This is a genomic window from Streptomyces sp. NPDC058045, from assembly GCF_042885635.1.
Classification (GTDB): Bacteria; Actinomycetota; Actinomycetes; order Streptomycetales; family Streptomycetaceae; genus Streptomyces.
On sequence record NZ_JBHVRR010000042.1, the window covers coordinates 1 to 26,283 of the forward strand.

Below are 26,283 nucleotides of genomic sequence, written 5' to 3' on the forward strand. Positions count from 1 at the left end.
GGTCACGGCCCCACAGCTATGCCCTGCCGGGCACGCGACTCAGGGGGTGAGCGGCGGGCGGGGCGTCTGGTCGTCGCCGTCCTCCGGCTTGTCCTCGCGGACCACCTCGCCGGGGACGACCTTGCCGTCCGGGCGGTGCATCCGCGCCTGCTGAAAGGCGTTGCCGAGGGTGCCAGGGCCGACGGTCCGCATCCGGTGCTCCATCCGCCGTTCCACGGTGCGGGACGCCAGGCGGCGTACCGGTGGCAGCAGCAGGAGGAGGCCGGCCGCGTCGGAGAGCGGGCCCGGGATCATGATCAGCAGGCCGGCCAGCATCAGCAGGCCGTTGCCCTCGCCGCGGCCCTCCTCGGCGGGCGGACGGCCGGTCTCCTGCACCTGTCTGAGGGTGCGGCTCAGCTTGTCGAAGGCCCGGCGGCCCGCCTGCTTCATCACCGCGGCACCCACCACGACGCCCGCCACCAGCAGCAGGAAGACGGCGAGGCCGCCGACCGCGCCGGCGATCACGGTCAGCAGCCAGATCTCCAGCACCAGCCAGGCCGCGAAGGCCAGCGGCAGATACCTGCGCGGTCCCGAGGGCCGCGGGCGGGCGGTGTGCGGAGGCGGTGCGCCGGTCGTCATACCCCCAGTGTGCCTGCTGGCGGCGCGCGACGGGACGCCGGGCGGAGGTTCGGTCAGGGGGTGCGGCGGTGTGAGGTGAGCCGGCCGACGCGCTCGCGCACTCCCCAGGCGGTGACCCGCCACAGGGCCTCCACGAAGATGTCCCGGCTCATCTTGGAATCGCCGAACTCCCGGTCCACGAAGGTGATCGGGACCTCCACCACGTGGTATCCGGCGCGGATCGAGCGGCGCGCCAGGTCGACCTGGAAGCAGTACCCCTGGGAGGCGACGTCGGCCAGGCCGAGGCCCTCCAGGGTCTCCCGGCGGAAGGCCCGGAAGCCGCCGGTGACGTCCCGGATCGGCACATCGAGGAGCAGCCGCGAGTAGGTGGAGCCGCCGCGGGAGATCAGCTTGCGGTGGGCGGGCCAGTTGACGACCCGTCCGCCGGGCACCCAGCGGGAGCCCAGGACCAGATCGGCGCCGCCGAGGGCGGTGAGCAGCCGCGGCAGTTCCTCGGGCCGGTGGGAGCCGTCGGCGTCCATCTCGACCAGGACGCCGTAGCCGCGCTCCAGGCCCCAGCGGAAGCCCGCCAGATAGGCGGCGCCCAGGCCCTCCTTGCCCTTCCGGTGCAGTACGTGCACCTGCTCGTCGTCGGCGGCGAGCTGGTCGGCGAGCTTGCCGGTGCCGTCGGGGCTGTTGTCGTCGGCGACCAGCACATGGGCCTCGGGCACAGAGGTGCGTACCCGCTCCACGACGGACTCGACGTTCTCCGCCTCGTTGTAGGTCGGGATGATCACCAGGACCGTGCCGAGCGGACCGAAGCGCTTGGCCTCCCGGGCCGCGGAGGTCTCGTCGCCGTCGTTCACTAACTGCCCCTTCGTCGTACGCAGGCGTCCACCTTAGACGTCCCGGCGGGCGGGTCGGTGCCGGCCGGGCCCGGTGGCGGAGCAGATGGCGCAGAGGGGTGTGCGGGGCTGCGGATCGGGGCCCGGCGCCCTTCGGGCCGACCTGGGACCCGCTGGCTGCGGGTCGACCGAGAGCCGTTGTCTACTGAGCGTCCGGGCCCCACCCGGGTCGCACCCACCCCCGGACTCGACGGAGCCGGGAGGGACTTCCCCGACCGGTCGGAACGTTCCCTCGCCCCCGTGGCGCAGGCGGTGGGCCTGGCTCCCAGCGGCGGTGTGCCGGTGCGGCACGCCGTCCCCTGACCCAGCCGCGTCGGACGACTGCGCGGTGTTCCCCGATCGGGTGTCCAGTGGTGGACCCGGCCGAACCTACCCGCCGCACTCGGTTCGCTGTCAACACCCGTTCCTCTTGCGGCGATTTGCACCCCGCTCCGGACCTGATCGAAAACCCGCAGGTCGTACGCGAAGGCACGGGTCGGGGCGGGCCGCCCTCACATCACTCGTTAGGCCGCACGAAGACGGTACGGCCGGCGACCACCGTCCGCAGGCAGAGCGGGAGTTCGGCCCCCGGTGACAGGTCGGGCAGGCCCGGGGTGCCGGAGCGGGGGTCGGTGGACCAGCGCGCCACCCGGTCGTCCGGCGCCTGCACCACCAGTTCCTCGGTGCGCCACACCGCGTAGTCCGCGGGTGCGCCCGGCACCAGCACCCCGGCGTCGTCGCGGCCCAACGCCCGCCAGCCGCCCCGGGTGTGGGCGGTGAACGCGGCCCGCACCGACACCCGGTGCTCGGGGGTGTGGTGGAAGGCGGCGGCGCGCACGGTGCCCCACGGGTCGAGCGGGGTGACGGGGCTGTCGGAGCCGAGGGCGAGCGGCACCCCGGCGCGGAGCAGCGCCGCGAACGGGTTGAGCCCGCGGGCCCGTTGGGCGCCGAGGCGCTGTGCGTACATGCCGTCCTCGCCGCCCCAGAGGGCGTCGAAGGCGGGCTGGACGGAGGCGGTGAGGCCGAGTTCGGCGAAGGCGGCGATGGTCTCGGGGGTGAGCATCTCGGCGTGCTCCACCCGGTGCCGGGCGGCGCGCAGCCGGGCCTCGCCGACCCGCTCCCCGGCCGCCCGCGTCCCGGTCACCACGGCGGTGACGGCGGCGTCCCCGATGGCGTGGAAACCGGCCTGGAGGCCCGCCTCGGTGCAGGCCGCCACATGCGCGGCGACGGCCTCGGCGTCCAGGTGCTCGGTGCCGTGGTGCCCGGCGTCGCTGTACGGCTCGTGCAGGAGCGCGGTGTGCGAGCCGAGGGCGCCGTCCACGAAGAGGTCTCCGGCGGCGCCCACCGCGCCCAACTCCCGGATGCGGGCGGCGTCTTGCTCGCCGGTGATCTGCTCGGCCCAGTAGCCGGTGACGCGGGGGTGGGGCTCCTCGGCGGCGAGGGCGAGCAGCCCGGTGAGGTCGTCCTCGCCGGAGATCCCGGGGCCCGCGCACTCGTGGAGCGAGCCGATGCCGAGGGAGGCGGCGTGGGTGAGGGCGGCGCGCTGGGCCCCGGTGCGCTGGGCGGCGGTGATCGCGGCGTCCGCGGCGGCCCGTACGGCGTGGTGGGCGTCGCCGGCCAGGGTGCCGTCCGCCCGGAAGCCGGTGAGGTCGGCGATGCCGGGCACCAGGTCGAGCAGGGCGGTGGTGGCGACGGCGGAGTGCACATCGATCCGGGACAGGTAGAGCGGGCGGCCGCCGGTGGCGCGGTCGAGTTCGGCGCGGGTCGGGGGGCGGCCGCCGGGCCAGCGGGCGGCGTCCCAGCCGTGGCCGAGGAGGATGCGGTCAACGGGGTGGGCGGCGGCGTACGCGCGGACCAGGTCGAGTGCCTCGGTGAGGTCGGCGGCGCCGGTCAGGTCGAGCCCGGTGAGCGCCAGTCCGGTGGCGGTGGTGTGCACGTGGGCGTCCGTGAACGCCGGTGTGACCAGGGCCCCTTGGAGGTCGACCACCTCGTCCACCCCGTCCGCGAAGGAGTCCGCGGCGCCCTCCGAGCCGACCCAGGCCACCCGGCCGTTCTGGACGACCATGGCGGTGGCGAATGGGTCGGCGGGAGTGTGGACGTCTCCGCCGCGCAGGAGGGTGGTGTGGTCCGGCGTGGGGGCCGTGGGCTCGGTCATGGGTACAGTCTCGCGCCCGCCGCCGCCCGGGAGAAGACGGGGTGCGGCCGGTCAGATCTTGGGGGCGCGGGACTCGTAGGGGGTGCTGAGGACGACGGTGGTGCGGGTGGAGACGCCGGCCAGGGAGCGGACCCGGGCGAGCAGATGCTCCAGCTCGTGCGGGGTGGCGACGCGCACCTTGAGGATGTAGTTCTCGTCCCCGGCCACGCTGTGGCAGGCCTCGATCTCGGGGACGCTCTCCAGGCGTTCGGCAATGTCGTCGGGCGCGCTCGGGTCGAAGGGCTTGACCGAGATGAACGCGGTCATGGGCAGCCCGACGGCTTCCGGGTCGACCACCGCCGCGTAGCCGCGGATCACCCCGCGCTGCTCCAGCCGCCGCACCCGCTGGTGCACGGCGGACGTGGACAGGCCGGTGGCCTTGCCCAGGTCGGTGTAGCTCATCCGCCCGTCCTCGACGAGCAGTTGCACGATCTGTCGGTCGAGCTCCTCCATGCGCAGAACCTACCGTGTGCCCGAACCCGCCGGACAACCGAGCGCCGGCAGCGCAGCCCACCCCGCCCGGACGGAAGCGGCGCAGGCCACGGGCGCCCGGCGTCGGATACGGCAACGGCCCTACGCACAGCGGTACTTGGGGCGTGCGGGGCGTCCGAGGGGCACCGGTCGCGGCGCCGGGCGCACAGGGGGGCACGGCGGGCGCTCGGGGCGCTCGGACGCGGGCCGGGGGCGGGTGAGGTGCGCCGGGGCGGCTCCGTTCGGGCGCGCGAACGAGGTGCCGGTCCCCGTGGTGACGGTTGTGTGACCAACGCCACAGTGTTCACCGAGGGTCGCCTGGCATGGCGCGATTACCCCGTGGCCGGGACGGGAAATGCTTGCTGTGGTCGAGGTGGCCGGGTCTGAAATCGCCCGCTGCGCCTTGTCGGCCCATCCGAGGGGGAGAATCCCACATGCAGAGCTTCAAGCGTCCGGCTCGTCCTGCCCGCAACCGGCAGCAGTCCGCCGTCGAGCCCGTACCGGAGGGCGTCGAACCGGCGGACGGCGAACTCGACGACGACACCTTCGAGATGTACCGGGTGATCTGCCCGGACTGCGCCCAGTCCATCGCGCTCCTCGCCGAGGAGGAGGTGCTGCCGGAGCACGCGCTGTGCCCGACCCGGTGGAATCCGTTCGGGCTCCAGGTGTGCGGCGGCACCGGCCGCCCGGCCGAGGAGGCGCACGCCCCGGACGACGCCTCCGGCCACCAGGAAGGGGAGACCGCGCTGCTGCTGACGCTCCCCCAGGGCCTTGACTGGCGCACCCAGCCGTTCTCCCACGTCGGCGGCCCCGGCTCCCGCCCGGTACGGATGCCGCGGTTCAACAGCCCCTCCGCACAAGCCGCTTGAGCCGGAACGACCGCAACACGTCCTGACGGCCGGTCATCTGGCACCGGCCCCGGTCGAGCCGCACCGACGACCGGTCACCGCACCCCCCGTACCGCCTACGCGGCATGGCGTGCGCCGGGAGCGGGACAAGGGGAACTGACGGCCGAACGGCGGTGAGGGTGACCCCGGCCGCCCGCTCGGCGTTGACCTGTCATGACCGCTCCCACGCACACGGCGCCCGGCCGCCGGCGGCGCCTGCTGGTCCCCACGGAGAAGACGGCCGCCGCTGTCGCAGAATCGGTTCCCCAACCCCCGCCGCCCCGCCCCGCACCACCCCAGGATCCGCCCATCTACCGTGCCCTGATGCGGACTTGGGCGGAACGCGGCCGGACACTGCCCGGCCGCCACGACCCCGAGTGGGTCAAGCTGGCGGCGCCGCCCTCGCTCGGTATGCGCGGTGCCGCGGAAGCGGAGCACGGGGCGCGCTGAACGGGTGCGGGCGCCTGGCGCGGACGCGACCGCCCCGCGCCGGGCGCCGGCGCCCCGTACCGACGATCAGCGGCCCTCCGGCCCCATGAGGTGGCGGGCGATGACCATCCGCTGGATCTGGTTGGTGCCCTCGACGATCTGGAGCACCTTCGCCTCCCGCATATACCGCTCCACCGGGAAGTCCGCGGTGTAGCCGTAGCCGCCGAGTACCTGTACGGCGTCGACGGTGACCTGCATGGCGGCGTCGGTGCAGAACAGCTTGGCCATCGCGGCCTGGCGGGAGAAGGGCAGGCCGGCGTCGCGCAGCCGGGCCGCGGCCAGATAGAGGGCGCGGCCGGCCTCCACCTTGGTCGCCATGTCCGCGATCAGGAAGCGCAGGCCCTGAAAGTCGGCCAGCGGGTGGCCGAACTGCCGCCGCTCGGAGGCGTATTGGGAGGCGAAGTCCAGGGCGGCCTGGGCGACTCCGATGGCGCAGGCGGCGATGCCGAGGCGGCCGGAGTCCAGGGCGGAGAGCGCGATGGAGAAGCCCTGCCCCTCCTCGCCGAGGAGCCGGGTGTCCGGGACGCGCACATCGTCGAAGTGGACCTGGGCGGTGGGCGAGCCCTTCATGCCCATCTTCTTCTCGGGTACGGCGGCGCTGAGCCCTTCGGCGTCGCCCGGCACCAGGAAGGCGGAGATGCCGCGCGGGCCCTCGCCGCCGGTGCGGGCCAGCACGGTGTAGAAGTCGGCCAGACCGCCGTGGGTGATCCAGGCCTTGGTGCCGTTGATCACCCAGGAGTCGCCGTCCCGGACGGCCTTGGTGCGCAGCGAGGCGGCGTCGGATCCGGAGGCCGGTTCGGAGAGGCAGTAGGCGCCGAGGAGGCCGCCGCCGAGCATCGCGGGCAGATGCTCGGCCTGCTGCTCCTTGGTGCCGAATCCGGCCAGGGCGTGGCAGGCCAGCGAGTGGACGCTGACGCCGAGGCCGACGGTGAGGCGGGCCGCGGCCAGCTCCTCCAGGACCTGGAGGTAGACCTCGTAGGGCTGGTCACCGCCGCCGTACTCCGCGTCGTAGGGCAGTCCGAGGAGCCCCGAGTCCGAGAGGAGGGCGAAGAGCTCGCGCGGGAAGCGGCCCGCTTCCTCCTCCTCGGACGCCTTCGGGGCGATCTCCCGCTGTACGAGTTCCCGTACGAGCGCGAGCAGGTCCCGGGCTTCGTCGGTGGGCAGTTGACGGTCCACCGGCTGCGGGGCGCGGTCGGGCATGGCGACGCTCTCCTCCCTGTCGGGCAAGTGCGGCGGACGCACGCCCGGGTGTGGCGGCGCCGCCATGGATTCCGGGTCCCCCCGGGTGATGCGGCTCGCACATCCGATGGTGTCCGAATCCGGATCGCGGACCGGGGCTGACCAGCGGTTGCGGGGGTCGAGTATGCCCGATCGGCGGCGGGCCGTCACGGGTTCCGGGAAGCCCGCGGACGATCAAAGAAACCGAAGCGACTTGGTACGAACCATTGACCTCACTGGTCTAGTCCTCCTAGGGTTCCCCCGGGCTTGTTTCCGCGTTCATGCCAACGGTGAGCGGGGCCGGCCCGAGCGCGGCCCCCTCTCCCCTCCCCCCACGAGGAGACACGATGCACAGACCGCACCGACCCCGCACCCTGCGCGCACTGCTCTCCGCCGCCTGCTGCGCCGTCCTCGGCGCCGGACTGCTCGCCGGTGCCGGCGCCGCCGGCGCGGCGGACTCCACCACCGCGGCCGAGGCGCCCGCCAGGACCGCCGCCGGCGACAAGGTCGTCGGCTACTTCACCGAATGGGGCGTCTACCAGCGCGACTACCACGTCAAGAACATCGAGACCTCCGGCAGCGCGGACAAGCTGACGCACATCAACTACGCCTTCGGCAACGTCCAGGGCGGCAAGTGCACCATGGGCGACTCCTACGCCGACATCGAGAAGGCGTACACCGCGGACCAGTCCGTGGACGGCACGGCGGACAACTGGGACCAGCCACTGCGGGGCAGCTTCAACCAGCTCCTCAAGCTGAAGAAGCTGCACCCCGGCCTCAAGGTCATCTGGTCGTTCGGCGGCTGGACCTGGTCCGGTGGCTTCGCCCAGGCCGCGCAGGACCCGGCGGGCTTCGCCAAGTCCTGCCACGACCTGGTGGAGGACCCCCGCTGGGCCGAGGTCTTCGACGGCATCGACATCGACTGGGAGTACCCCAACGACTGCGGGCTGACCTGTGACACCAGCGGCCGCGAGGCGTACAAGAACGTCCTGGCCGCGCTGCGCGCCGAGTTCGGCGGCGACCTGGTCACCTCCGCCATCGCCGCGGACGCCTCCGACGGCGGCAAGCTGGACGCCGCCGACTACGCGGGCGCGGCCCAGTACGTCGACTGGTACAACCCGATGGTGCGCCACGAGGCGCTGCGAGATCGTGTGCGGGTGCGAATCCCCACCACTGGACCGCCGTAGAGGTCTGGTTGAAGCTGGAGGCAGTCTAACCCGGGGAACGCCGGGGAGGGCGGGAAGCAGCCTCGACAAAGCCGGGACGAGTCGGCACTGCCAGACGGCTCGGGTTCGGCAAGCAAGGTCAGAAGGCGTAACGAAAGTGAATCAGTGCCCGAAGTCCCGTAACAGTACCTCCCGGCTCCAACCTGGCGGATATGGGCCGGGGTTGCAGTGCGCGACCCGTCATCCATGTAGAGGGGTCGACTCTGAAGGCGTCTCCATTGGAACTGCCCAAGAGGCCACGCTGAAAACCTGCGGTGTAGGCGTGGCGATGCTGCCGGGATACAGCTGGACGCCGACCTGACCGAACGACTCGCAGTGAACGTGGGAACCACCTCCGGTCGCCCTCTCGCCACGCATCCGGCGTGGTGACGGGCAGGCCCGTTGCCGGCTGATGGCCGGGGGTGGGGCGGAGGCTCCGTAGTAGTCCGAGCACGCGAGAGGCGTGTACACGGCGAAGGGGGCCAGCAAGTCAGCAGGGAGGAAACTGGAATGCCGGGAGGTCGTTGGTGAACACCGACGAGCTGGAGTGGGCCTTGATGAAGGCCGAGCGCCGGGTACTGGAGATCCAGACCAAACTGCACCGTTGGGCCGTAGATGATCCTCATCGACGGTTTGACGACCTGTACAACCTCGTGACCGACCCCGCGTTCCTGCTTGTCGCATGGGACCGGGTTCGGAGTAACAGGGGAGCCAAGACCGCAGGGGTGGACGGCCGTACGGCCGCGTCCATCTCGTTGCAGCCGGGCGTCGAGGGGTTCCTCGGCGCGCTGCGATCCGTACTCAAGGACCGCAGTTTCCAGCCGCTTCCGGCGCGGGAACGGCTGATTCCGAAACCGGGGTCGACGAAGCGTCGGCGCCTCGGAATCAGCACGATTCGTGACCGAGTGGTTCAGGCTTCCTTGAAGCTGGTGATGGAGCCGATCTTTGAGGCGAATTTCCTTCCGTGTTCATACGGATTCCGCCCTAACTATCGGGTCCACGACGCGGTGTCCGAGGTGAGGCACTTGACGTCCCACTCCTACGAGTGGGTTGTAGAGGGCGACATTCGGGCCTGCTTTGACGAGATCGCCCATCCGGCCCTGATGGACCGGGTGCGCGTTCGGATTGGAGACAAACGCGTTCTGACGCTGGTGAAAGCGTTCCTGAAAGCGGGCATCCTCACGGAACACGGCTCGCTGAAGGAAAGCAGATCCGGCACTCCACAAGGGTCGATTCTGTCGCCGTTGCTCAGCAACGTCGCCCTCGCAGTCCTGGACGAGCACTTTGCCCAGGCGCCAGGAGGACCGGCGTCCACCCCTAACGAGCGAGCGAAGCGCCGTCGCCGTGGTCTGCCCAACTATCGGCTCTGCCGGTACGCGGACGACTGGGTGATTGCGGTTGCTGGCACGAAGGAAGACGCCTACGTCCTCAAGGAGGAGGCGGCACAGGTGCTCAGCAGTATGGGGCTGCACCTGTCCGAGGAGAAGACCCTGATCACCCACATCAATGAGGGCGTGGACTTCCTGGGATGGCGTATCCAGCGCCATCGCAAGAAGGGCACGAACCAGTGGTTCGTCTATACCTACCCGTCCAAGAAGGCGCTTCACTCCGTCAAGGACAAGGTCAAGACGATCTGCCGACAGGTCAGTTACAACCAGCCATTGGACGAACTCCTACGCCGGATCAATTCGGTGCTGCGAGGGTGGACCATTTTCTTCCGGCCGGGGGTGTCGAGCGCGACCTTCCAATACCTGAGCGCCTATGCGTGGCGTCGGGTCATCATTTGGATTCGCAGCAAGCACCGTCGGATGAACTGGAAGGAACTGCGCCGCCGCTACTGCGGAGGCGAATGGTGGCCCAGAGGACAGGATCGGGAACTATTCAACCCGGCAAAGGTGCGCACCACGCGCTACCGCTACCGAGGTTCGAGAATCCCGTCACCCTGGCCTCTGGCGACAGTATGAGAACCAGAAACGGGCCCGAACTGGGGCTTGTGGAGAGCCCGTTGCGTTGACGAAGCGCACGGCGGGTTCGGAAGGCGGTCCGGGGAAACGGGCTGGTCGTAAGGCCAGTACCGCGCCCCGGGCCGACCTTACACGTACGACTACTTCGGCGCCTGGGACGACAAGGGGCCGACCGCTCCGCACTCGCCGCTGAACTCCTACGACGGCATCCCGCACGACGGGTTCAACTCCGACGCCACCGTGCAGAAGTTGAAGAAGATGGGGGTGCCCTCGGACAAGCTGCTGCTCGGCCTCGGCTTCTACGGCCGCGGCTGGACCGGCGTCACCCGGGACGAGGCCGGCGGCACCGCCACCGGCGCCGCACCCGGCACCTACGAGGCGGGCATCGAGGACTACAAGGTGCTCAAGTCGAAGTGCCCGGCCACCGGCAAGATCGCCGGCACCGCGTACGCGCGCTGCGGCAGCGAATGGTGGTCGTACGACACCCCGGAGACCATCGCCGGGAAGATGGCGTACCAGAAGGATCAGGGCCTCGGCGGCACCTTCTTCTGGGAGCTGAGCGGGGACACCGCCGACGGCGAGCTGATCCACGCCATCGGCTGACCCGGGCGCGGTACGGAGGGGTGGGGGCCGACCGACCGGCCGCCACCCCTCACGGCTGCCTCACCGCTGCCTCACCGCTGCCTCAGAGCAGTCCGAGCCGGGTGACGAGCAGGGCCACGGCCACCACCAGCACCCAGCCGAGAACCTGCTCCAGGATCCGCGGGCCCCGGTCGTCGCCGGGGCCGCCGGTGCGGGTACGGGCGCGGGCGCGGAAGGCGGCGGAGTCGGCGGTCATGGCAGCTCACTGACGTCGGTCGGTAGGGACACCCCCGGCCGGGACCCCCGGCCCGGCCGCCTCCCACTCTCGCACCCGCACCGCCCGCCGCGGCGGAGACCTTCGTCACGTGGGCACCGGCAGCGGGTAGAACGGGGAGGACACCGGGACGACGAGGATCAGGGAGGCGCCTGCCATGGACGACGGGACGACCACCGGGACCGCCGCCACCTCGCACGCCGGACGGATCGCGGGCGCGCCGATCTCCTGGGGGGTGTGCGAAGTGCCGGGCTGGGGGCACCAGTTGGCGCCCGAGGTGGTGCTGCGGCGGATGCGGGAGGTGGGTCTGGCGGCGACCGAGTTCGGCCCGGACGGCTTCCTTCCGGAGGCGCCCGCGGAGAAGGCCGCCACTCTCGCCGCCCATGGGCTGCGCGCGGTGGGCCAGTTCGTGCCCGCCGTGCTGCACCAGCCCGGGCACGACCCGCTGCCCCAAGTGCGGGCGGCGATGGACGGTCTGCTGGCCGCCGGGGCCGACACACTGGTGCTGGCGGCCGCCACCGGCGCCGAGGGCTACGACACCCGCCCCGCCCTCGACGCAGCCGGCTGGGACCGCCTCCTCGGCTGCCTCGACCGGATCGCCGCCGAAGCCGCCGCGGCCGGACTGACCGCGACCCTGCACCCGCACATCGGCACCATGGTCGAGTCCGGCGAGGAGACCCGGCGGGTGCTGGACGGCTCCGAGATCGGCCTCTGCCTCGACACCGGGCATCTGCTCGTCGGCGGCGGCGACCCGGTCGCGCTGGCCGCCCGCTCCCCCGCCCGTATCGCCCATGTCCACCTCAAGGACGTACGGCTCGATCTGGCGGAGCGGGTGCGGGACGGGCGGCTGGCGTACTCGCGGGCGGTGGCGGAGGGGCTGTACGCGCCGCTGAGGGACGGCGGGATCGATCTCGCGGCGCTCCTCGGCTCGCTGGAGGGCGCGGGCTACTCCGGCTGGTATGTGCTGGAGCAGGACGTGCAGTTGGCGGCCGAGCCCGGTACCGGGGGCCGGCCCGATCCCACGGACGACGTGCGCACCTCGCTGGCCCGGCTGCTGACGCTGCTGGCCTCGGCCCGGGAGGGCTGACCGGTGCCGTACGACCTGCTCGCGCTGGGGCGGACCGGGGTCGACGTCTATCCGCTGGAGCACGGGGTGGGGCTGGAAGAGGTGGCCACGTTCCGGAAGTTCCTCGGCGGCAGCGCCACCAATGTGGCGGTGGCCGCGGCCCGGCACGGGCGCCGCACCGCGCTGGTGTCCCGCGTCGGCCGGGACCCCTTCGGCCGCTATGTGCGGCGCGAGACCGCCCGGCTCGGGGTGGACGCCACCCATGTCACCCCGCTCACCGCCCCCGGCGGCCCGCCCACCCCGGTCACCTTCTGCGAGGTCTTCCCGCCGGACGACTTCCCGCTGTACTTCTACCGGTACCCGACCGCGCCCGACCTGCTGATCGAGCCGGACGAGCTGCCGCTGGACGAGATCCGCGGGGCCCGCGTCTACTGGGCGACCGGCACCGGTCTGTCCGCGGAGCCCAGCCGCGCCGCCCACTTCGCCGCCTGGCGGGCCCGCGGACGCCGCCCGCACACCGTCCTCGACCTGGACTACCGGCCGATGTTCTGGTCCCGGCCCGAGGAGGCGGCGCACTGGCTCGGCCGGGCCCTGGAGCAGGTCACCGTCGCCGTCGGCAACCGCGAGGAGTGCGAGGTGGCCGTCGGCGAGAAGGACCCGCACCGGGCGGCGGACGCGCTGCTGGACCGCGGTCTGGCACTCGCCGTCGTCAAACAGGGCCCCGACGGGGTGCTCGCCGCCACCCGCGGCGAACGGATCGAGGTGGCGCCGTTCCCGGTACGGGTCGTCAACGGCCTCGGCGCGGGGGACGCGTTCGGCGGCGCCCTCGTCCATGGGCTGCTGGCCGGGTGGCGGCTGCGCCGGGTGATCGCCTTCGCCAACGCGGCGGGGGCGCTGGTCGCGGGGCGCCTGGAGTGCTCCACGGCGATGCCCACCACGGAGGAGGTGGAGGACCTGCTCAACTCCCCACCGGATGCGGCGAGTTGACGACACAAGGGAGCGCCGCCGGACGTGTCCGACGGCGCTCCCGAGATACCGGCCGGGGTGGGGTCAGCGCACTCCCACCGCGGCCAGGGCGCGGCGCTGGCGGGGCGTGGGGCGGGCCGGGAAGTACAGGTAGCAGACGCCGCCGCTGCCGCCGGCCACCTTGCCCTGGGCGTTGTACCGCTTCGTCCGGAGCCAGATGGTCTCGAACTCATGGCGGCGGTAGACACGGCGGACGGCCGGATTGCTCGGGGAGGCCGGGTCGTTGGCGATGACGTCGCCGTCCCCGGTGAAGCCGATCACGGTCATCAGATGGCCGGAGGTGCCGTAGCCGGCGCCGGTGAGCTCCTTCTCCAGGAAGGACTGGGAGGTGATGACGGGGATGCCCGCGTCGATCAGCTTCTCCGCGTCGTTGAGAGAGGACAGCCGGGTGACGACGCCCTGCATGTCCCGGTAGGTGGCGGCGTAGGCGGCGTTGAACGGCCAGTTGCCGCAGCCCTCGTACTGGTAGTCGTAGGTGAAGCGGGCGGCGTGGCAGACCTGCGGGTCGGTGAAGTCCGGGTTCACCCACGACAGTTGCTCGGCGGTGGGGCGGCGGCCCCAGGACTCGATGATCATCTGCGAGGAGGTGGGGCTGCACCAGGCCTCGCCGCCGTTGTCGTACTCCGGGTACTGCCCGGCGTGGATGTTCTGCGAGTAGCGCGGCACGTCCAGTTCGCGGGCCAGGCCGGGGGTGGAGGCCGGGACGGTGAAGCGGTCCGGCACATCGGAGCCCATCACACCGGCCCGCCACACGGTGGGGGTGGCGTGGCTGCCGGGGCGGCGGTACAGGGTGAGGCGCAGCCGGCAGGCGGTGAGGCGCAGCCCGGAGGCGGCGTCGTCGATGGCGAAGGTGTCCGTCCAGATGCTGGACTTGCCGTCGGACTGGTCGTCCACGGTGGTGCGGCGGATGTCCTGGTCGCCGGCGGCCCAGCGGCCCATCACGTACCAGGGGGTGTCGGTGCCGTCGCTGTAGGTGCCGCGGAGTTCGATCTGGAGCCAGGTGCCGTCCGGGGTGTGCGCGTTCCAGGAGGCGATGGCCTCGGTGGAGGGGACGGCGAGCTTCTGCACCGGGGAGGTCCAGCGGCCGTACTCCCAGGGCGAGGTCTTCTTGGTGTGCGGGTCGGTGTAGTCGATACGGCCCGTGGGGGTGGCGAGGGTGAGCCCGGGGCGCAGGCCGGACACCGCGCGGGTGCCGGCGGCGTCCCCCGAGCGCCAGTCCGCGTACGACGTCCAGGCGTGGTAGTCCACCAGGGAGTCGCCGTCCTTGGGGCGGTCGCGGGGCGCGGCGGCCGGGGCGGTGGCCCCGACGGCCGGTACCGCGGAACCGGCGGCGGCGACGACGGCCACCGATGCGGCTGCCGCGAGTACGGTACGGCGGGGTGTTTCGGCTGCTCTGCTCATGGGCGGGAGAACCCCCAGTCGACTTGGTCCTGGTCGGTCTTGCGGACGGCCTGCTCGGCACGGCGTGCGCCAACTATGGCCGCTCCGGGCCGCCTTCGGCCAGCGTCCGGGCCCAGCGGCGCCCACCAATATTGGGCTGAACCACTGGCATGACCTGGGGAGGCCGTCCCCTGCGGGCCGCCCGTACGCTGGATCGGGTGAGTACGCCCCTGGATCTTGCCGCGCTGCCCGGCCACCGTCCGCCCGGAGTGCTCGGCCTGCTGGCGGGGGCGCTGGCCGCGCGGGAGCCGTCGCTCGGTTCGGTGCGGCTGGTGGCGGTGGACGGGCACGCCGGGTCCGGGAAGTCGACCTTCGCGGCGCGGCTGGCGGTGGCGCTCGGCGGGGCGCCGGTACTGCCGCTGGATCTGATCGCCTCGCACACCGCGCCCTTCGACTGGACGGAACGCCTGGAGGAGCAGGTACTGGCGCCGCTCCGCCAGGGCCGCACCGCGCACTACGCCCCGTACGACTGGGTGGCGCGGCGCCGCCTCGCGCCGGTGCCGCTGCCCGCCGCGCCGGTGGTGCTGGTGGAGGGGGTGGGCGCGGGCCGGCGGGCGCTGCGGCCGTGGCTGGCGGCGCTGCTCTGGGTGGATGTGCCCCGGGAGCCGTCCTGGCGGCGGGGGCGGCGGCGGGACGGTCCTGGGCTCGGCGCGTTCTGGGACGGCTGGACCGCGGACGAGGTGGCGCACTTCGCCGACGACCCGTCATATCCCTACGCCGACCTGCTGGTGCGGCAGAGCCGGGAGGGGTATGCGATGGCTCCCGGGCCGGGTGGGGCGGCGGAACCGGACTGATCGGTGACCCACGGTGAAGGGTGGCCTGATTCGACCCCTCGCCGATAAGGGAAGCGGGGGCGAAATCGTCTCAACTCGGCTTGACCGGGGGGACGTACAGGACTTACGTTCTCCGGGTGAGGGCCCCTGGCGTCCTCTCCGAGACACGAAGCCCCCGGTTGTTCCCCCGTGACCGGGGGCTTCGTTCTGTCCCAGGGGGTGTCTCCCGGGACTCCGGGCGGCGGCCCCGCGGTCACCCTCGGTCACCGGTCGGCGTGCGCCCGCGCGTACCCGATGTCCGGATCCGCCGCCCCCTCACCCTTCGGCTGACCACTCCCCCGCAGGTACGATGCCCTTCGGTGCGATCAATGGGCGGCCACCGGAAATGAGGGTTCAACTCCCGTCCGCAGCACCAGAGTTCGACTCAGAAGCCGGCGGGCGCGGCCTGCCGGCACACCACGGGGGCAGTTTCGTGGGGGGACTGATGGACTTCGGCACCCAGGGCGCCACCGGCCCGGCCGATCTCGCCTGGCTGCGCGGCGTCGACGCCTACACGATGGGGGCTTATCCGCAGGCCGAGGAGGAGTTCCGGGCCGCGGTGCGGATCGATCCGCAGATGGCGGACGGCTGGCTCGGGCTGCACGCGCTGCGGATAGACACGACGACGGCACTGCTGCACATGTTCCGGCACCGCGACCGCTTCGGCGAGCAGCGCGCCCGGCACCGCCGCACCCTCAACTCCTGGTACTGGCTGGGGTGGTGGGTGCAGCCGGTACTGGAGTCGCCGCGCGATCTGCTGCTGGCGCACGCCTCGCACTGGCTGGACGGGCGGCATGTACCGGACCTGGACCGGGCGCTGGCGGGCCTGCCACCGGTGAACGCGGACCGGCAGGTCCGCTTCCTGCACGCCTGCCGGGCCTATCTGGTGAAGGACTGGGAGCAGTTGGTGCGGCACACCGACCCGCTCACCGAGGATCCGATGCTCGGGATCGAGGCGGGCCTCTTCGGCGGTATGGCACGGGTGCGGCTGGAGATGTTCGGGCAGGCCGAACCGCTGCTCTCGGCGGCCCTGATGCGCTGCCGCAGCGAGCAGCCGCAGCGCAAGGAACTGCGGTACTGGCTGGCCCGCGCCCACGAGGGCACCGGCCGCAGCGCCGCCGCCCTGCCCCTGTACCGGGCGGTCCACCGGGTCGACCCGGCGTTCATGGACACCTCGGCCCGGCTGGCCGCCATCGCCGAGGGCGACGGGTACGACATGGGCGCGGATGTGGCGGCCATCGCCCTCGCCGGGTACGGGCAGGAGCCCGCGGGCGCCGTCGACTCCACCGAGGGCGGCGATCCGCTACCCGCCGCGGACACCCCGGACCCGCGCGAACTGCGCCTGGACGACCCCGAACAGGCCGTCCCGGAACGCTCGGTGGACGCCGCGGACTCGGTGCGGGAGAAGGCCGTGGTGCCGGTGCAGGCCGGGCCGCCACGGCTGCCGCCGGGCCCCGCCGACCCGGCGCTGCTGGAGGAGGCGCTGGCCGAGCTGGAGCGGATGGTCGGCCTGGAGCCGGTGAAGCGGCAGGTGCGGGCGCTGTCCGCGCAGCTCAACATGGCGCGGCTGCGGGCCGGTGAGGGCCTGCCGGTGCAGCCGCCCAAGCGGCACTTCGTCTTCTCCGGCCCCTCCGGCACCGGCAAGACCACCGTGGCCCGCATCCTCGGCCGGGTCTTCTACGCGCTGGGCCTGCTCGGCGGGGACCACCTGGTGGAGGCGCAGCGGGCCGACCTGGTCGGCGAGTACCTGGGGCAGACCGCCGTCAAGGCCAACGAGCTGATCGACTCGGCCCTCGGCGGCGTCCTCTTCGTCGACGAGGCGTACGCCCTGTCCAACACCGGCTACGGCAAGAGCGACGCCTACGGGGACGAGGCGCTCCAGGTGCTGCTGAAGCGGGCCGAGGACAACCGGGACCATCTGGTGGTGATCCTCGCCGGGTACCCGGAGGGCATGGACCGGCTGCTCGCCGCCAATCCGGGCCTCTCCTCCCGCTTCACCACCCGCGTCGACTTCCCCTCGTACCGGCCGCTGGAGCTGACCGCGATCGGTGAGGTGCTGGCCGCGGAGAACGGCGACTGCTGGGACGAGGAGTCGCTGGAGGAGCTGCGCTCCATCAACGGGCATGTGGTGGACCAGGGTTGGATCGACGAGCTGGGCAACGGCCGCTTCCTGCGCACCCTGTACGAGAAGAGCTGCGCCTACCGCGATCTGCGGCTGTCCGGCTACACCGCGCCGCCCGGCCGGGACGACCTGGCGACGCTGCGGCTGCCGGACCTGATGCAGGCGTACGGCGAGGTGCTGTCCGGGCGGGGCCCGCAGGACCGCTGACGGCCCCGCCCGGAGGCGGCCTCAACTGGTGAGGGCCTGCTCGGCGGCGGAGGGCTGCACCGGGGCCCGGCCGGCGCGCGGCACATTCCGGTGCGCCGGGTCGCGCACCTCGCCGACGAGGAGTTCCAGTACGTCCTCCAGGGCGACCAGGCCGATGACGCGGCCGGAGGCGTCGGCGACCTGCGCCAGGTGGGTGGCGGCGCGGCGCATCACGGTCAGGGCGTCGTCCAGCGGGAGTTCGGCGCTGAGCGTGGTCATCCGCCGCCACACCTGCTGCGGCACGGCCCGCTCGCTCTCCTCACCGCCCTCGCTGTCCAGTACGTCCTTCACATGCAGATAGCCCATGAACGCCCCCGGGTCCCCACCGTCGGCACGCACCGGGAAACGGGAGTAGCCGGTACGGGCGGTGAGCGCGACGATCTGGCGGGGGGTGACCGAGGGGTCGACGGTGACCAGGGAGGCGCGGTCCAGGAGGACATCCGTGACGGGGCGGGAGCCCAACTCCAGTGCGTCGCCCAGGCGTTCCTGCTCGGCGGGCTCCAGCAGGCCGGCCTGCCCGGCGTCCTCCACGAGCTGGTTGAGCTGCTCGCTGGTGAAGACGGCCTCCACCTCGTCCTTGGGCTCCACCCGGAAGAGGACCAGCACCGCGCGGGCACAGGCGCCCAGCGCCACCGTCACCGGCCGGCACAGCCGGGCGAAGGCCACCAGCCCCGGACCGAGCCAGAGCGCCGCCTTCTCCGGTGCGGCCATGGCGAGGTTCTTCGGCACCATCTCGCCGATGACCAGATGGAAGAAGACCACACAGGCCAACGCCAGGACATAGCCGAGCGGATGGACCAGGCCGCCGGGAATCCTCAGCCAGGTGAAGACCGGCTCCACCAGTCTGGCCACCGTCGGCTCGGCGACCGCACCGAGGGTGAGGGAGCAGACGGTGATGCCGAACTGGGCGGCGGCCATCATCTGCGGCAGACGCTCCAGGCCGTGCAGGACCTGCCGGGAGCGTTTGGTGCCGAGCGGTTCGATCTGGCTGCGGCGTACGGAGACGAGGGCGAACTCGGCGCCCACGAAGAAGCCGTTGGCCAGCACCAGGAGCGCCGCGAACAGCAGTTCCAGCAGGCTCATCGCACGGCCTCCGCGGGGGCGCCGGCCGGCTCGGCCCCGGGCTCCCGGGCGGCCGGGGCACCGGGCTCGGCGGTGCGGGCGATCCGGACGCGCTCGGCGCGGTAGTGGCCGACGCTGCGCACCGTGAGCCGCCAGCCGGGGAGTTCGGCCCGGTCGCCGGGGGCGGGGATGCGGCCCAGCAGATCGGCGACCAGACCGGCGACCGTCTCATAGGGGCCGTCGGGCGCGGCCAGGCCGATCCGGCGCAGGGTGTCGACGCGGCAGCCGCCGTCGGCCTCCCAGGCGGGCCGCCCGTCCTCCGGGGGTGCGGCGGCCAGCTCCGGCAGGTCGAACCGGTCGTGCTCGTCGCGGACTTCGCCGACCAGTTCCTCCACGATGTCCTCCAGGGTGACCACACCGGCGGTGCCGCCGTACTCGTCGACGACGACCGCGATGGGCTGCTCGCTGCGGAGGCGCTCCAGCAGCGGCTGCACCGGCAGGGTCTCCGGGACCAGCAGCGGCGGCTGGGCGATACGGCTGACGGGGGTGCGCAGCCGTTCCCCGGCGGGCACCGCCAGCGCGTCCTTGAGGTGGACCATGCCGACTATCTCGTCGATGCGCTCCCGGTAGACGGGGAAGCGGGACAGGCCGGTGGCGCGGGTCAGATTGACCACGTCCTCGGCGCTGGCGGTGGCCTGGAGGGCGCTGACCCGGACCCGCGGCGTCATCACATGCTGCGCGGTCAGATCGGCCAGCGACAGGGTGCGGACGAAGAGGTCCGCGGTGTCCTGTTCCAGGGCGCCGGCCTGGGCCGAGTGCCGGGCCAGGGAGACCAGTTCACCGGGGGTGCGGGCGGAGGCCAGCTCCTCGGTGGGCTCCACCCCGAGGGCGCGTACCAGCTTGTTGGCGACGGTGTTCAGGGCGGAGATCACCGGGCGGAACAGCCGGGCGAAGGCGTGCTGCGGGCCGGCGACGAACCGCGCCACCCGCAGCGGCCGGGACACCGCCCAGTTCTTCGGGACCAGTTCCCCGATCACCATCTGCACGGCGGACGCCAGCAACATGCCGAGGACCACGGACACCCAGGACACGGCGCCGGCGGGCAGGCCCGTGGCGTCGAGCGGCCCGTCGAGCAGTTCGGCGAGGGCCGGTTCGGCGAGCATTCCGACGACGAGGGAGGTGATGGTGATGCCGAGCTGGGTGCCGGAGAGCTGGAACGACAGCTCCTTCAGGGACTGCACCACGGTGCGGGCCCTGCGGTCGCCCTCCGCGGCGGCGCGTTCCGCGTCCGCCCGCTCGACGGTGACCAGGCCGAACTCGGCCGCCACGAAGAAGCCGTTGGCGAGAATCAGCAGGAACGCCGCTCCGAGGAGCAGCAGGGGGATGGTCATGCCGCCGCCTCCGGGTCGCAGCGGACCGGTTCCGGGTCACAGGGGACCGGGTCCGTGCTGGTGCGGGTGGGGGCGGCGCAGGTACTTCGGGACGAACCGTCCATCGCCGGAGTAAGTCACTCCTCGGTGAGTAGGAACCCCCGCGCTCGGGCGGAGCACAGGGGGATGGCGGCGCCGGTGCGCCGTCCAGGTCCAGATTAGCGAGCCGGGTACGGCCCGCGGCAGGGCTGAAACCCCTGAGAATGGCCGGATCTTCCTCACATCCGGCCGGGGAACGCCCCGCGGCGGAGCCCGGCGCCCCGCTCAGTCGGCGGGCCCGCCCGGGGTGCGCCCACTGCGGGCCGCCACCAGAGTGCGCAGCGTACGGGCGTCGTCCACGGCCTGCTGCCGGGCCATGCCGGGCTGGATGCCGAGCGCGGGCAGGCTGGTGCCGTCACTGAGGTCGAGGTACGCCCAGGGGTCGCCGGGCCGGAGGTTGACCTGCACCAGTTCCGCCCAGTCGAGGCGCCGACTGGTCACGATGTTGACGACGTGCAGCCCTTCCTCGGTGGCCTCGATGCGCGGCCGGGCGAGGAGCGCGAGTGCGGCGAGGAGCAGTGCGCCGGTGAGGACGAAGCTGAGCCGGTCCCCCGGGCCGAGCCCGCGCGGCAGCAGCCCGATGGCGCTGAACGCCGCGAGGAGCGCCACGCCGCTGAGGAGCAGCACGGCACGGATGTGCCTGGGGCGGAACGTCAGCGGGGGCTGCGGCACGGCCGCCGGGGAGGCGTCCGGCCGCGGGGAGTCCGGCGGGGGCTCCGGCATGTCTTCGGCTCCGGTCAGAGGCGGCAGGCGTGGATGGCCGTGGTGAGGATGGCGCGGGCGCCCAGCGCGTAGAGGTCGTCCATGATGCCCTGGGCCTCCTTGGTGGGGACCATGGCGCGGACGGCGACCCAGCCCTCGTTGTGCAGCGGGGAGACGGTGGGCGACTCCAGGCCGGGGGTGAGGGCGACGGCCTGCTCCAGGTGCTCGGCGCGGCAGTCGTAGTCCATCATCACGTAGGTGCGGGCGACCAGGACGCCCTGGAGGCGGCGGAGGAACTGCTGCACCTTGGGCTCGTCGGCCGCCTCGGCGCCCGCTCCGGTACGGCGGATGACGACGGCCTCGGAGCGCATGATGGGCTCGCCGAAGACTTCGAGGCCGGCGTTGCGCAGCGAGGTGCCGGTCTCCACCACGTCGGCGATGACCTGGGCGACGCCGAGTTCGATGGCGGTCTCCACGGCGCCGTCGAGGTGGACCACGGAGGCTTTGATGCCCTGCTCGGCGAGGTGCGCGGCGACGATGCCCTCGTAGGAGGTGGCGATGGTCATGCCGTCGAGGTCGCCGACGGTCCCGGCGGTGCCGGGGCGGGTGGCGAAGCGGAAGGTGGACGGGGCGAAACCGAGGGGGAGGATCTCCTCGGCGGCGGCCCCGGAGTCGACCAGCAGATCGCGGCCGGTGATGCCGATGTCGAGCTTGCCGGAGGAGACGTAGATGGCGATGTCGCGGGGGCGGAGGTAGAAGAACTCGACCTCGTTGACCGGGTCGACGATCACCAGTTCCTTGGACTCGCGGCGCTGCTGGTAGCCGGCCTCATGGAGCATCGCCGACGCAGGTCCGGACAGTGAACCCTTGTTGGGGACGGCGATGCGCAGCATGGGGCGGTATTCCTTCGTGTGTGCGGGGCGGTGCGGTGATGGGGCCGGGGTGCGGGCGGCAGCTCAGAGATGGGCGTACACGTCGTCCAGGGAGATGCCGCGGGCCACCATCATCACCTGGACGTGGTAGAGCAGTTGGGAGATCTCCTCGGCGGCTGCTTCCCTGCCCTCGTGCTCGGCGGCCATCCAGACCTCGGCGGCCTCTTCGACCACCTTCTTGCCGATGGCGTGGACGCCCTTGCCGACGAGCTCCGCGGTGCGGGAGGTGGCCGGGTCGCCGTGTGCGGCCTTCTGCTGGAGCTCGGTGAAGAGCTCCTCGAACGTCTTCTTGGACATGGTGCCGCCCACTCTACGCGGCCCGGCCCCGCCGCTAACGCCAGGGTTCCGCGATGGTACGGAGGGTGGTCGCGGTGGACACGGCGGCGGTGACGGCCTCGTGGCCCTTGTCCTCGCTGGAGCCGGCGAGCCCGGCGCGGTCCAGGGCCTGCTCCTCGGTGTCGCAGGTGAGGACGCCGAAGCCGATGGGGACGCCGGTGTCGACGGAGACCCGGGTGAGGCCCTCGGTGACGCCCTGGCACACGTAGTCGAAGTGGGGGGTGCCGCCGCGGACGACGACACCGAGGGCGACCACCGCGTCGTAACCGCGGTCGGCCAACACCTTGGCCACCACGGGGAGTTCGAAGCTGCCGGGGACGCGCAGCAGGGTCGGCTCGTCGATGCCCAGTTCACGCAGGGCGCGCAGGGCGCCGTCCACCAGGCCGTCCATGACCCGCTGGTGCCACTGGGCGGCGATGACGGCGACCCGCAGATCGCCGCAGTTCTTCACGTTCAGCTCGGGTGCGCCCTTGCCGCTCACGCGCTGCTCCTCCTGGTGTGGGTGTGGGTGTGGGTGTTCGCGGTTGACCGCCGGGTCACTGGCTGCCGCAGGTGCACTGGGCGGGGGTGTCCAGCCAGGGCAGTTCATGGCCCATCCGGTCCCGTTTGGCGCGCAGATAGCCGAGGTTGTGCTCGCCGGCGGTGACCGGCATCGGTTCGCGGGCGAGGACGTGCAGGCCGTGCCGGGTGAGGGCGGCGGACTTGTCCGGGTTGTTGGTCAGCAGGCGGAGGCTGCGGACGCCGAGGTCGCCGAGGATGCGGGCGCCGGCCGCGTAGTCGCGGGCGTCGGCGGGCAGGCCGAGTTCGAGGTTGGCGTCGAGGGTGTCGCGGCCCTGCTCCTGGAGTTCGTAGGCGCGGAGCTTGGAGAGGAGGCCGATGCCGCGGCCCTCGTGCCCGCGGAGGTAGACCACCGCACCGCGGCCCTCGGCGACGATCCGGCGCATGGACTCCTCCAACTGCGGCCCGCAGTCGCAGCGCAGCGAGTGGAACACGTCACCGGTCAGGCACTCGGAGTGGATCCGCACCAGCACGTCCCGCCCGTCGCCCAACTCGCCGTGGACGAGGGCGACATGCTCCACCCCGTCGGCGATGGAGCGGTATCCGTGGGCGGTGAACTCGCCGTGGGCGGTGGGGAGTCGGACGGTGGCCTCGCGTCGGACGGCGGGCTCGGCGGAGCGGCGGTAGGCCACCAGGTCCGCGATGGAGATGATGCTCAGCCCGTGCTTGCGGGCGAACGGGACCAGCTCGGGCAGCCGCAGCATGGTGCCGTCGTCACCGGCGATCTCCACGATGGCGCCGGCCGGCCGCAGCCCGGCGAGCCGGGCCAGGTCGACGGCGGCCTCGGTGTGCCCGGGGCGGACCAGGACGCCGCCGGGGCGGGCGCGCAGCGGGAAGACATGGCCGGGGCGGACCAGGTCGGCGGGGCGGGCGGTGCCGCCGGCGAGGAGGCGCAGGGTGGCGGCGCGGTCGGCGGCGGAGATGCCGGTGGTGACGCCGTGCCCGGCGGAGGCGTCCACGGAGACGGTGAAGGCGGTCCGCATGGACTCGGTGTTGTCGGTGACCATCTGCGGGAGTTCGAGCCGGTCCAGCTCGGTGCCCTCCATGGGGGCGCAGATCAGGCCGCGGCACTCGGACATCATGAACGCCACGATCCGCGGGGTGGCCTTCTCGGCGGCGATGACGAGGTCGCCCTCGTTCTCGCGGTCCTCGTCGTCGACGACGACCACGGGGCGGCCGTCGGCGATGTCGGCGATCGCGTCCTCCACCGGGTCGAGGCGGAGGGTGTCGCCGTCTTCCGGGGCGTCGTGCCGGGTGGGGGCGGTGGTCATGCCGGGGCTCCTTCCAGGACGGGCCGGCGGGTGTCCTCCCGGGAGCGCAGCCACCAGTCGCGCAGGCCCCACAGGACCAGGGCGCCGTAGATGACGTAGACGAAGCCGGAGAAGGCGAAGCCGTTGGCGAAGTTGAGGGGGACGCCGACGGCGTCGACCAGCAGCCAGGCGAACCAGAAGTCGACCATGCCGCGGGCCTGCGCGTACATGGCGACGACGGTGCCGACGAATATGTAGGCGTCGGGCCAGGGGTCCCAGGACAGGGTGGGGACGGCGGTGAAGAGGGCGCCGACGGCGAGGGTGCCGGCGGCGGCCGCGCCGAGCAGTGCGGCCCGCTCCCGCCAGGTGGCGAAGCGGACGGCGATGGAGCCGTCCTGGGCCTGGCCGCGGCCGCGGTTCCACTGGATCCAGCCGAAGACCGCCACCGTGATCACCACGAGCTGCTTGCCGGCGCTGCCGGAGAGGTGCGCGCCGGCGAAGGCGGCGAGCAGGATCACCCCGGAGAAGAGCTGCGCGGGCCAGGTCCAGATGGAGCGCCGCCAGCCGAGGGCCAGGGCGATCAGGCCGATCACGTTGCCCGTCATGTCGGACCACTTGATGTGCTGTCCGAAGAGGGCGAAGGCCTCGGAGTTGAGGGAGTCGAGCCAGTTCACCGGGGGCCCTCCTGGGTGCCGAGCATCCGCTCGACGTACTTGGCGATGACGTCCACCTCAAGGTTGACCGGGTCGCCGGGCTGCTTCAGCCCGAGGGTGGTCAGGGCGAGGGTGGTGGGGATGAGGCTGATGGTGAAGGAGTCCGCGGCGGCCTCGACCACGGTGAGGCTGACCCCGTCGACGGTGATGGAGCCCTTCTCCACGACGTAGCGGGCGAGTTGGGCGGGGAGGGAGACGCGGACCAGTTCCCAGTGCTCGGACGGGGTGCGGTCCAGGATGCGGCCGGTGCCGTCGACATGGCCCTGCACGATGTGCCCGCCGAAGCGGCCGTCGGCGAGCATCGGGCGCTCCAGGTTGACGCGGGAGCCGGCGGTGAGGGCGCCGAGGCTGGAGCGGTGCAGGGTCTCCGCCATGACGTCGGCGGTGAACTCCTCGCCCTGCTGCTCGACGACGGTGAGGCAGACGCCGTTGACGGCGATGGAGTCGCCGTGCTTCGCACCATCGGTGACGACGGGGCCGCGCAGCCTGAAGCGGGAGGAGTCGCCGAGGTCCTCCACGGCGGCGACCTCCCCCAGCTCTTCGACGATTCCGGTGAACACTTCAGTTCTCCTTTTCGCAGGGGATGGCGGTGACGCGCAGATCGGGGCCGATCAGGGTGGCCTCGGTCAGCCGGAGCCGCATCGCGTCGGTGACGGTGGTGATGCCGGCGCCGGTGAGGACGGCGGGGCCGTCCCCGAGCAGCGCGGGCGCGAGATAGCCGATGACCCGGTCGACGGCGCCGGCCGCGGCGAACGCCCCGGCGAGGGTGGCGCCGCCCTCCAGCAGCACGGAGCGCACCCCGCGCGCGTGCAGGAGGCCGAGCAGTGCGCGCAGGTCGAGGCCGGTGGCGCCGCGCGGCAGCCGCCACACCTCGGGGAGATGGGCGGTGACCTCGTACGGCAGGTCCTCGGCGACGGCGACGACGGTCTCGGCCGCCCCGTCGAGGACCCGTGCGCCGGGGCGTACCGCGGTGGCCTCGGTGTCGAGGACGACGCGCAGCGGCTGGGTGGCGCCGTCGATGCCGCGGACCGCGAGGTGCGGGTCGTCGGTGCGGGCGGTGCCGGAGCCGACGAGGACGGCGTCGCTCTCGGCGCGCAGCCGGTGCACGTCGGCGCGGGATTCGGCGGAGGTGATCCAGCGGCTGGTGCCGTCGGCGGCGGCGGTGCGGCCGTCGAGGGTGGCGGCGTACTTCCAGGTGATATGGGGGCGGCCGAGGCGCATCGCGGTGAGCCAGGCGGTGTTGCCCTGCTCGGCCTCGGCGGCGAGCAGCCCGGACTCGACGTCGACTCCGGCGGCGCGCAGGGTAGCGGCGCCGCCCGCGGCGGTGGGCGTCGGGTCGGCCACGGCGTGCACCACGCGGGCGATGCCGGCTTCGATCAGGGCCTGGGTGCAGGGGCCGGTGCGGCCGGTGTGGTCGCAGGGCTCCAGGGTGACGACGGCGGTGCCGCCGCGGGCCCGCTCCCCGGCGGCGCGCAGCGCGTCGACCTCGGCGTGCGGGCCGCCCGCCCGCCGGTGCAGGCCCTCGCCCGCGGTCCGGCCCTCGGCGTTGAGGATGACGCAGCCGACGACCGGGTTGGGGCTGGTGGAGCCGAGGCCGCGGGCGGCGAGCGCGACGGCGCGCCGCATGGCGGCTGCTTCGGCTGGGGTGGCCACCGGGTCCTCCTGCCTCGTGGGGCACGGACTCCGGGGCCTGTCGATGACGACAGAGTCACGGGTGGGCACTCGGGGAACAACGCCGGAACGGGCCCGTCCGAGGACGGACATGTCTCGGCGGTGGACCTGGG

At 72.8% G+C, this 26,283-nt stretch carries 24 protein-coding genes and 2 pseudogenes; 9 read left to right on the plus strand and 17 right to left on the minus strand.

Annotated elements, in window-relative coordinates:
• Nucleotides 1–39: 39 nt before the first annotated feature.
• The 4 genes from fxsA to ACFVST_RS22470 form a co-directional block, all read right to left on the minus strand.
• On the minus strand, nt 40–618 hold the full coding sequence (fxsA, locus tag ACFVST_RS22455; protein WP_390154806.1) for an FxsA family membrane protein: 579 nt from the start codon (nt 616–618) through the stop codon (nt 40–42).
• A gap of 53 nt (nt 619–671) precedes the next feature.
• A complete protein-coding gene (locus tag ACFVST_RS22460) occupies nt 672–1,463 on the minus strand; it encodes a polyprenol monophosphomannose synthase (protein ID WP_390154809.1) in 792 nt (263 codons plus the stop codon).
• 535 nt (nt 1,464–1,998) lie between these two features.
• Nucleotides 1,999–3,636, minus strand: a complete 1,638-nt coding sequence (locus tag ACFVST_RS22465) for an amidohydrolase (protein ID WP_390154812.1) — start codon at nt 3,634–3,636, stop codon at nt 1,999–2,001.
• A gap of 51 nt (nt 3,637–3,687) precedes the next feature.
• Nucleotides 3,688–4,128, minus strand: coding sequence for an Lrp/AsnC family transcriptional regulator (locus ACFVST_RS22470; RefSeq protein WP_390154815.1), 441 nt, complete (start codon nt 4,126–4,128; stop codon nt 3,688–3,690).
• Nucleotides 4,129–4,580: 452 nt separating this feature from the next.
• Here ACFVST_RS22470 and ACFVST_RS22475 point away from each other — a divergent pair, with 452 nt between their 5' ends.
• Both ACFVST_RS22475 and ACFVST_RS22480 read left to right on the plus strand, forming a co-directional pair.
• Entirely contained in the window at nt 4,581–5,015 is a 435-nt protein-coding gene (locus ACFVST_RS22475; protein ID WP_390154818.1) for a hypothetical protein, read from the plus strand.
• Nucleotides 5,016–5,207: 192 nt separating this feature from the next.
• Nucleotides 5,208–5,483 carry a hypothetical protein gene (locus tag ACFVST_RS22480; RefSeq protein ID WP_390154821.1) on the plus strand — a complete coding sequence of 92 codons (276 nt, stop codon included), beginning with the start codon at nt 5,208–5,210 and terminating at the stop codon, nt 5,481–5,483.
• Between the two features lie 66 nt (nt 5,484–5,549).
• Here the strand turns inward: ACFVST_RS22480 and ACFVST_RS22485 are convergent, their stop codons facing one another.
• Complete coding sequence (locus ACFVST_RS22485; protein ID WP_390154824.1) at nt 5,550–6,722, minus strand: acyl-CoA dehydrogenase family protein; 1,173 nt, start codon at nt 6,720–6,722, stop codon at nt 5,550–5,552.
• A 365-nt stretch (nt 6,723–7,087) separates the two neighbouring features.
• Here ACFVST_RS22485 and ACFVST_RS22490 point away from each other — a divergent pair.
• From ACFVST_RS22490 to ACFVST_RS22500, 3 genes and pseudogenes are all read left to right on the plus strand, one after another.
• Nucleotides 7,088–7,864 (plus strand): annotated as a pseudogene (locus ACFVST_RS22490) (glycoside hydrolase family 18 protein); the annotation flags it as partial.
• Between the two features lie 608 nt (nt 7,865–8,472).
• Nucleotides 8,473–9,909, plus strand: coding sequence for a group II intron reverse transcriptase/maturase (gene ltrA, locus ACFVST_RS22495; protein WP_390154827.1), 1,437 nt, complete (start codon nt 8,473–8,475; stop codon nt 9,907–9,909).
• A 126-nt stretch (nt 9,910–10,035) separates the two neighbouring features.
• Nucleotides 10,036–10,512 (plus strand): annotated as a pseudogene (locus tag ACFVST_RS22500) (glycosyl hydrolase family 18 protein); the annotation flags it as partial.
• Between the two features lie 82 nt (nt 10,513–10,594).
• Here ACFVST_RS22500 and ACFVST_RS22505 read toward each other — a convergent pair.
• Entirely contained in the window at nt 10,595–10,747 is a 153-nt protein-coding gene (locus tag ACFVST_RS22505; RefSeq protein ID WP_390154830.1) for an SCO1431 family membrane protein, read from the minus strand.
• 175 nt (nt 10,748–10,922) lie between these two features.
• Here ACFVST_RS22505 and ACFVST_RS22510 point away from each other — a divergent pair, with 175 nt between their 5' ends.
• Entirely contained in the window at nt 10,923–11,852 is a 930-nt protein-coding gene (locus tag ACFVST_RS22510; protein ID WP_390154832.1) for a TIM barrel protein, read from the plus strand.
• A gap of 15 nt (nt 11,853–11,867) precedes the next feature.
• Nucleotides 11,868–12,818, plus strand: a complete 951-nt coding sequence (iolC, locus tag ACFVST_RS22515) for a 5-dehydro-2-deoxygluconokinase (RefSeq protein ID WP_390154924.1) — start codon at nt 11,868–11,870, stop codon at nt 12,816–12,818.
• A gap of 63 nt (nt 12,819–12,881) precedes the next feature.
• Here iolC and ACFVST_RS22520 read toward each other — a convergent pair whose 3' ends face one another.
• The gene (locus ACFVST_RS22520) at nt 12,882–14,258 is read right to left on the minus strand and encodes a peptidase C39 family protein (protein ID WP_390154835.1); all 1,377 of its coding nucleotides are present in this window, start codon (nt 14,256–14,258) and stop codon (nt 12,882–12,884) included.
• A 224-nt stretch (nt 14,259–14,482) separates the two neighbouring features.
• On the opposite strand from ACFVST_RS22520, the gene ACFVST_RS22525 reads away from it, so the two are divergent.
• Together ACFVST_RS22525 and ACFVST_RS22530 are read left to right on the plus strand one after the other, a co-directional pair.
• Entirely contained in the window at nt 14,483–15,091 is a 609-nt protein-coding gene (locus ACFVST_RS22525) for a uridine kinase (protein WP_390154927.1), read from the plus strand.
• A 463-nt stretch (nt 15,092–15,554) separates the two neighbouring features.
• Nucleotides 15,555–17,438 (plus strand): AAA family ATPase, encoded by a 1,884-nt coding sequence (locus ACFVST_RS22530; RefSeq protein WP_390154838.1) that lies wholly within the window; start codon nt 15,555–15,557, stop codon nt 17,436–17,438.
• A gap of 21 nt (nt 17,439–17,459) precedes the next feature.
• On the opposite strand, the gene ACFVST_RS22535 is transcribed toward ACFVST_RS22530, so the two are convergent.
• From ACFVST_RS22535 to ribD, 10 genes are all read right to left on the minus strand, one after another.
• Complete coding sequence (locus ACFVST_RS22535; RefSeq protein ID WP_390154841.1) at nt 17,460–18,560, minus strand: hemolysin family protein; 1,101 nt, start codon at nt 18,558–18,560, stop codon at nt 17,460–17,462.
• Nucleotides 18,557–19,930, minus strand: coding sequence for a hemolysin family protein (locus ACFVST_RS22540; protein ID WP_390154844.1), 1,374 nt, complete (start codon nt 19,928–19,930; stop codon nt 18,557–18,559). Before ACFVST_RS22540 ends, ACFVST_RS22535 begins: the two co-directional genes overlap by 4 nt.
• Nucleotides 19,931–20,233: 303 nt before the next feature.
• Nucleotides 20,234–20,731: a PH domain-containing protein gene (locus tag ACFVST_RS22545; RefSeq protein WP_390154847.1), complete on the minus strand. Its 498-nt coding sequence runs from the start codon at nt 20,729–20,731 to the stop codon at nt 20,234–20,236.
• Between the two features lie 14 nt (nt 20,732–20,745).
• Nucleotides 20,746–21,603 carry an ATP phosphoribosyltransferase gene (hisG, locus tag ACFVST_RS22550; RefSeq protein ID WP_390154850.1) on the minus strand — a complete coding sequence of 286 codons (858 nt, stop codon included), beginning with the start codon at nt 21,601–21,603 and terminating at the stop codon, nt 20,746–20,748.
• Nucleotides 21,604–21,666: 63 nt separating this feature from the next.
• Nucleotides 21,667–21,939, minus strand: coding sequence for a phosphoribosyl-ATP diphosphatase (locus ACFVST_RS22555; protein WP_390154853.1), 273 nt, complete (start codon nt 21,937–21,939; stop codon nt 21,667–21,669).
• Nucleotides 21,940–21,973: 34 nt separating this feature from the next.
• Nucleotides 21,974–22,459: a 6,7-dimethyl-8-ribityllumazine synthase gene (gene ribH / locus ACFVST_RS22560; RefSeq protein WP_390154856.1), complete on the minus strand. Its 486-nt coding sequence runs from the start codon at nt 22,457–22,459 to the stop codon at nt 21,974–21,976.
• A gap of 55 nt (nt 22,460–22,514) precedes the next feature.
• Nucleotides 22,515–23,807, minus strand: a complete 1,293-nt coding sequence (locus tag ACFVST_RS22565; RefSeq protein ID WP_390154859.1) for a bifunctional 3,4-dihydroxy-2-butanone-4-phosphate synthase/GTP cyclohydrolase II — start codon at nt 23,805–23,807, stop codon at nt 22,515–22,517.
• Nucleotides 23,804–24,460 (minus strand): nicotinamide riboside transporter PnuC, encoded by a 657-nt coding sequence (locus ACFVST_RS22570; RefSeq protein WP_390154862.1) that lies wholly within the window; start codon nt 24,458–24,460, stop codon nt 23,804–23,806. The genes ACFVST_RS22565 and ACFVST_RS22570 overlap by 4 nt, the downstream gene beginning before the upstream one ends.
• Nucleotides 24,457–25,059, minus strand: coding sequence for a riboflavin synthase (locus ACFVST_RS22575; RefSeq protein WP_390154865.1), 603 nt, complete (start codon nt 25,057–25,059; stop codon nt 24,457–24,459). The genes ACFVST_RS22570 and ACFVST_RS22575 overlap by 4 nt, the downstream gene beginning before the upstream one ends.
• 1 nt (nt 25,060) lies before the next feature.
• A complete protein-coding gene (gene ribD, locus ACFVST_RS22580) occupies nt 25,061–26,152 on the minus strand; it encodes a bifunctional diaminohydroxyphosphoribosylaminopyrimidine deaminase/5-amino-6-(5-phosphoribosylamino)uracil reductase RibD (protein ID WP_390154868.1) in 1,092 nt (363 codons plus the stop codon).
• Between the last annotated feature and the right edge of the window lie 131 nt (nt 26,153–26,283).

What these genes read in the sequence shown, in the direction of transcription:
- fxsA (WP_390154806.1), bottom strand. Translation starts at nt 618, where the DNA reads ATGACGACCGGCGCACCGCCTCCGCACACCGCCCGCCCGCGGCCCTCG.
- ACFVST_RS22465 (WP_390154812.1), bottom strand. Translation starts at nt 3,636, where the DNA reads ATGACCGAGCCCACGGCCCCCACGCCGGACCACACCACCCTCCTGCGC.
- ACFVST_RS22470 (WP_390154815.1), bottom strand. Translation starts at nt 4,128, where the DNA reads ATGGAGGAGCTCGACCGACAGATCGTGCAACTGCTCGTCGAGGACGGG.
- ACFVST_RS22475 (WP_390154818.1), top strand. Translation starts at nt 4,581, where the DNA reads ATGCAGAGCTTCAAGCGTCCGGCTCGTCCTGCCCGCAACCGGCAGCAG.
- ACFVST_RS22480 (WP_390154821.1), top strand. Translation starts at nt 5,208, where the DNA reads ATGACCGCTCCCACGCACACGGCGCCCGGCCGCCGGCGGCGCCTGCTG.
- ACFVST_RS22485 (WP_390154824.1), bottom strand. Translation starts at nt 6,722, where the DNA reads ATGCCCGACCGCGCCCCGCAGCCGGTGGACCGTCAACTGCCCACCGAC.
- ACFVST_RS22505 (WP_390154830.1), bottom strand. Translation starts at nt 10,747, where the DNA reads ATGACCGCCGACTCCGCCGCCTTCCGCGCCCGCGCCCGTACCCGCACC.
- ACFVST_RS22510 (WP_390154832.1), top strand. Translation starts at nt 10,923, where the DNA reads ATGGACGACGGGACGACCACCGGGACCGCCGCCACCTCGCACGCCGGA.
- ACFVST_RS22520 (WP_390154835.1), bottom strand. Translation starts at nt 14,258, where the DNA reads ATGAGCAGAGCAGCCGAAACACCCCGCCGTACCGTACTCGCGGCAGCC.
- ACFVST_RS22530 (WP_390154838.1), top strand. Translation starts at nt 15,555, where the DNA reads ATGGACTTCGGCACCCAGGGCGCCACCGGCCCGGCCGATCTCGCCTGG.
- ACFVST_RS22535 (WP_390154841.1), bottom strand. Translation starts at nt 18,560, where the DNA reads ATGAGCCTGCTGGAACTGCTGTTCGCGGCGCTCCTGGTGCTGGCCAAC.
- ACFVST_RS22540 (WP_390154844.1), bottom strand. Translation starts at nt 19,930, where the DNA reads ATGACCATCCCCCTGCTGCTCCTCGGAGCGGCGTTCCTGCTGATTCTC.
- ACFVST_RS22545 (WP_390154847.1), bottom strand. Translation starts at nt 20,731, where the DNA reads ATGCCGGAGCCCCCGCCGGACTCCCCGCGGCCGGACGCCTCCCCGGCG.
- hisG (WP_390154850.1), bottom strand. Translation starts at nt 21,603, where the DNA reads ATGCTGCGCATCGCCGTCCCCAACAAGGGTTCACTGTCCGGACCTGCG.
- ACFVST_RS22555 (WP_390154853.1), bottom strand. Translation starts at nt 21,939, where the DNA reads ATGTCCAAGAAGACGTTCGAGGAGCTCTTCACCGAGCTCCAGCAGAAG.
- ACFVST_RS22565 (WP_390154859.1), bottom strand. Translation starts at nt 23,807, where the DNA reads ATGACCACCGCCCCCACCCGGCACGACGCCCCGGAAGACGGCGACACC.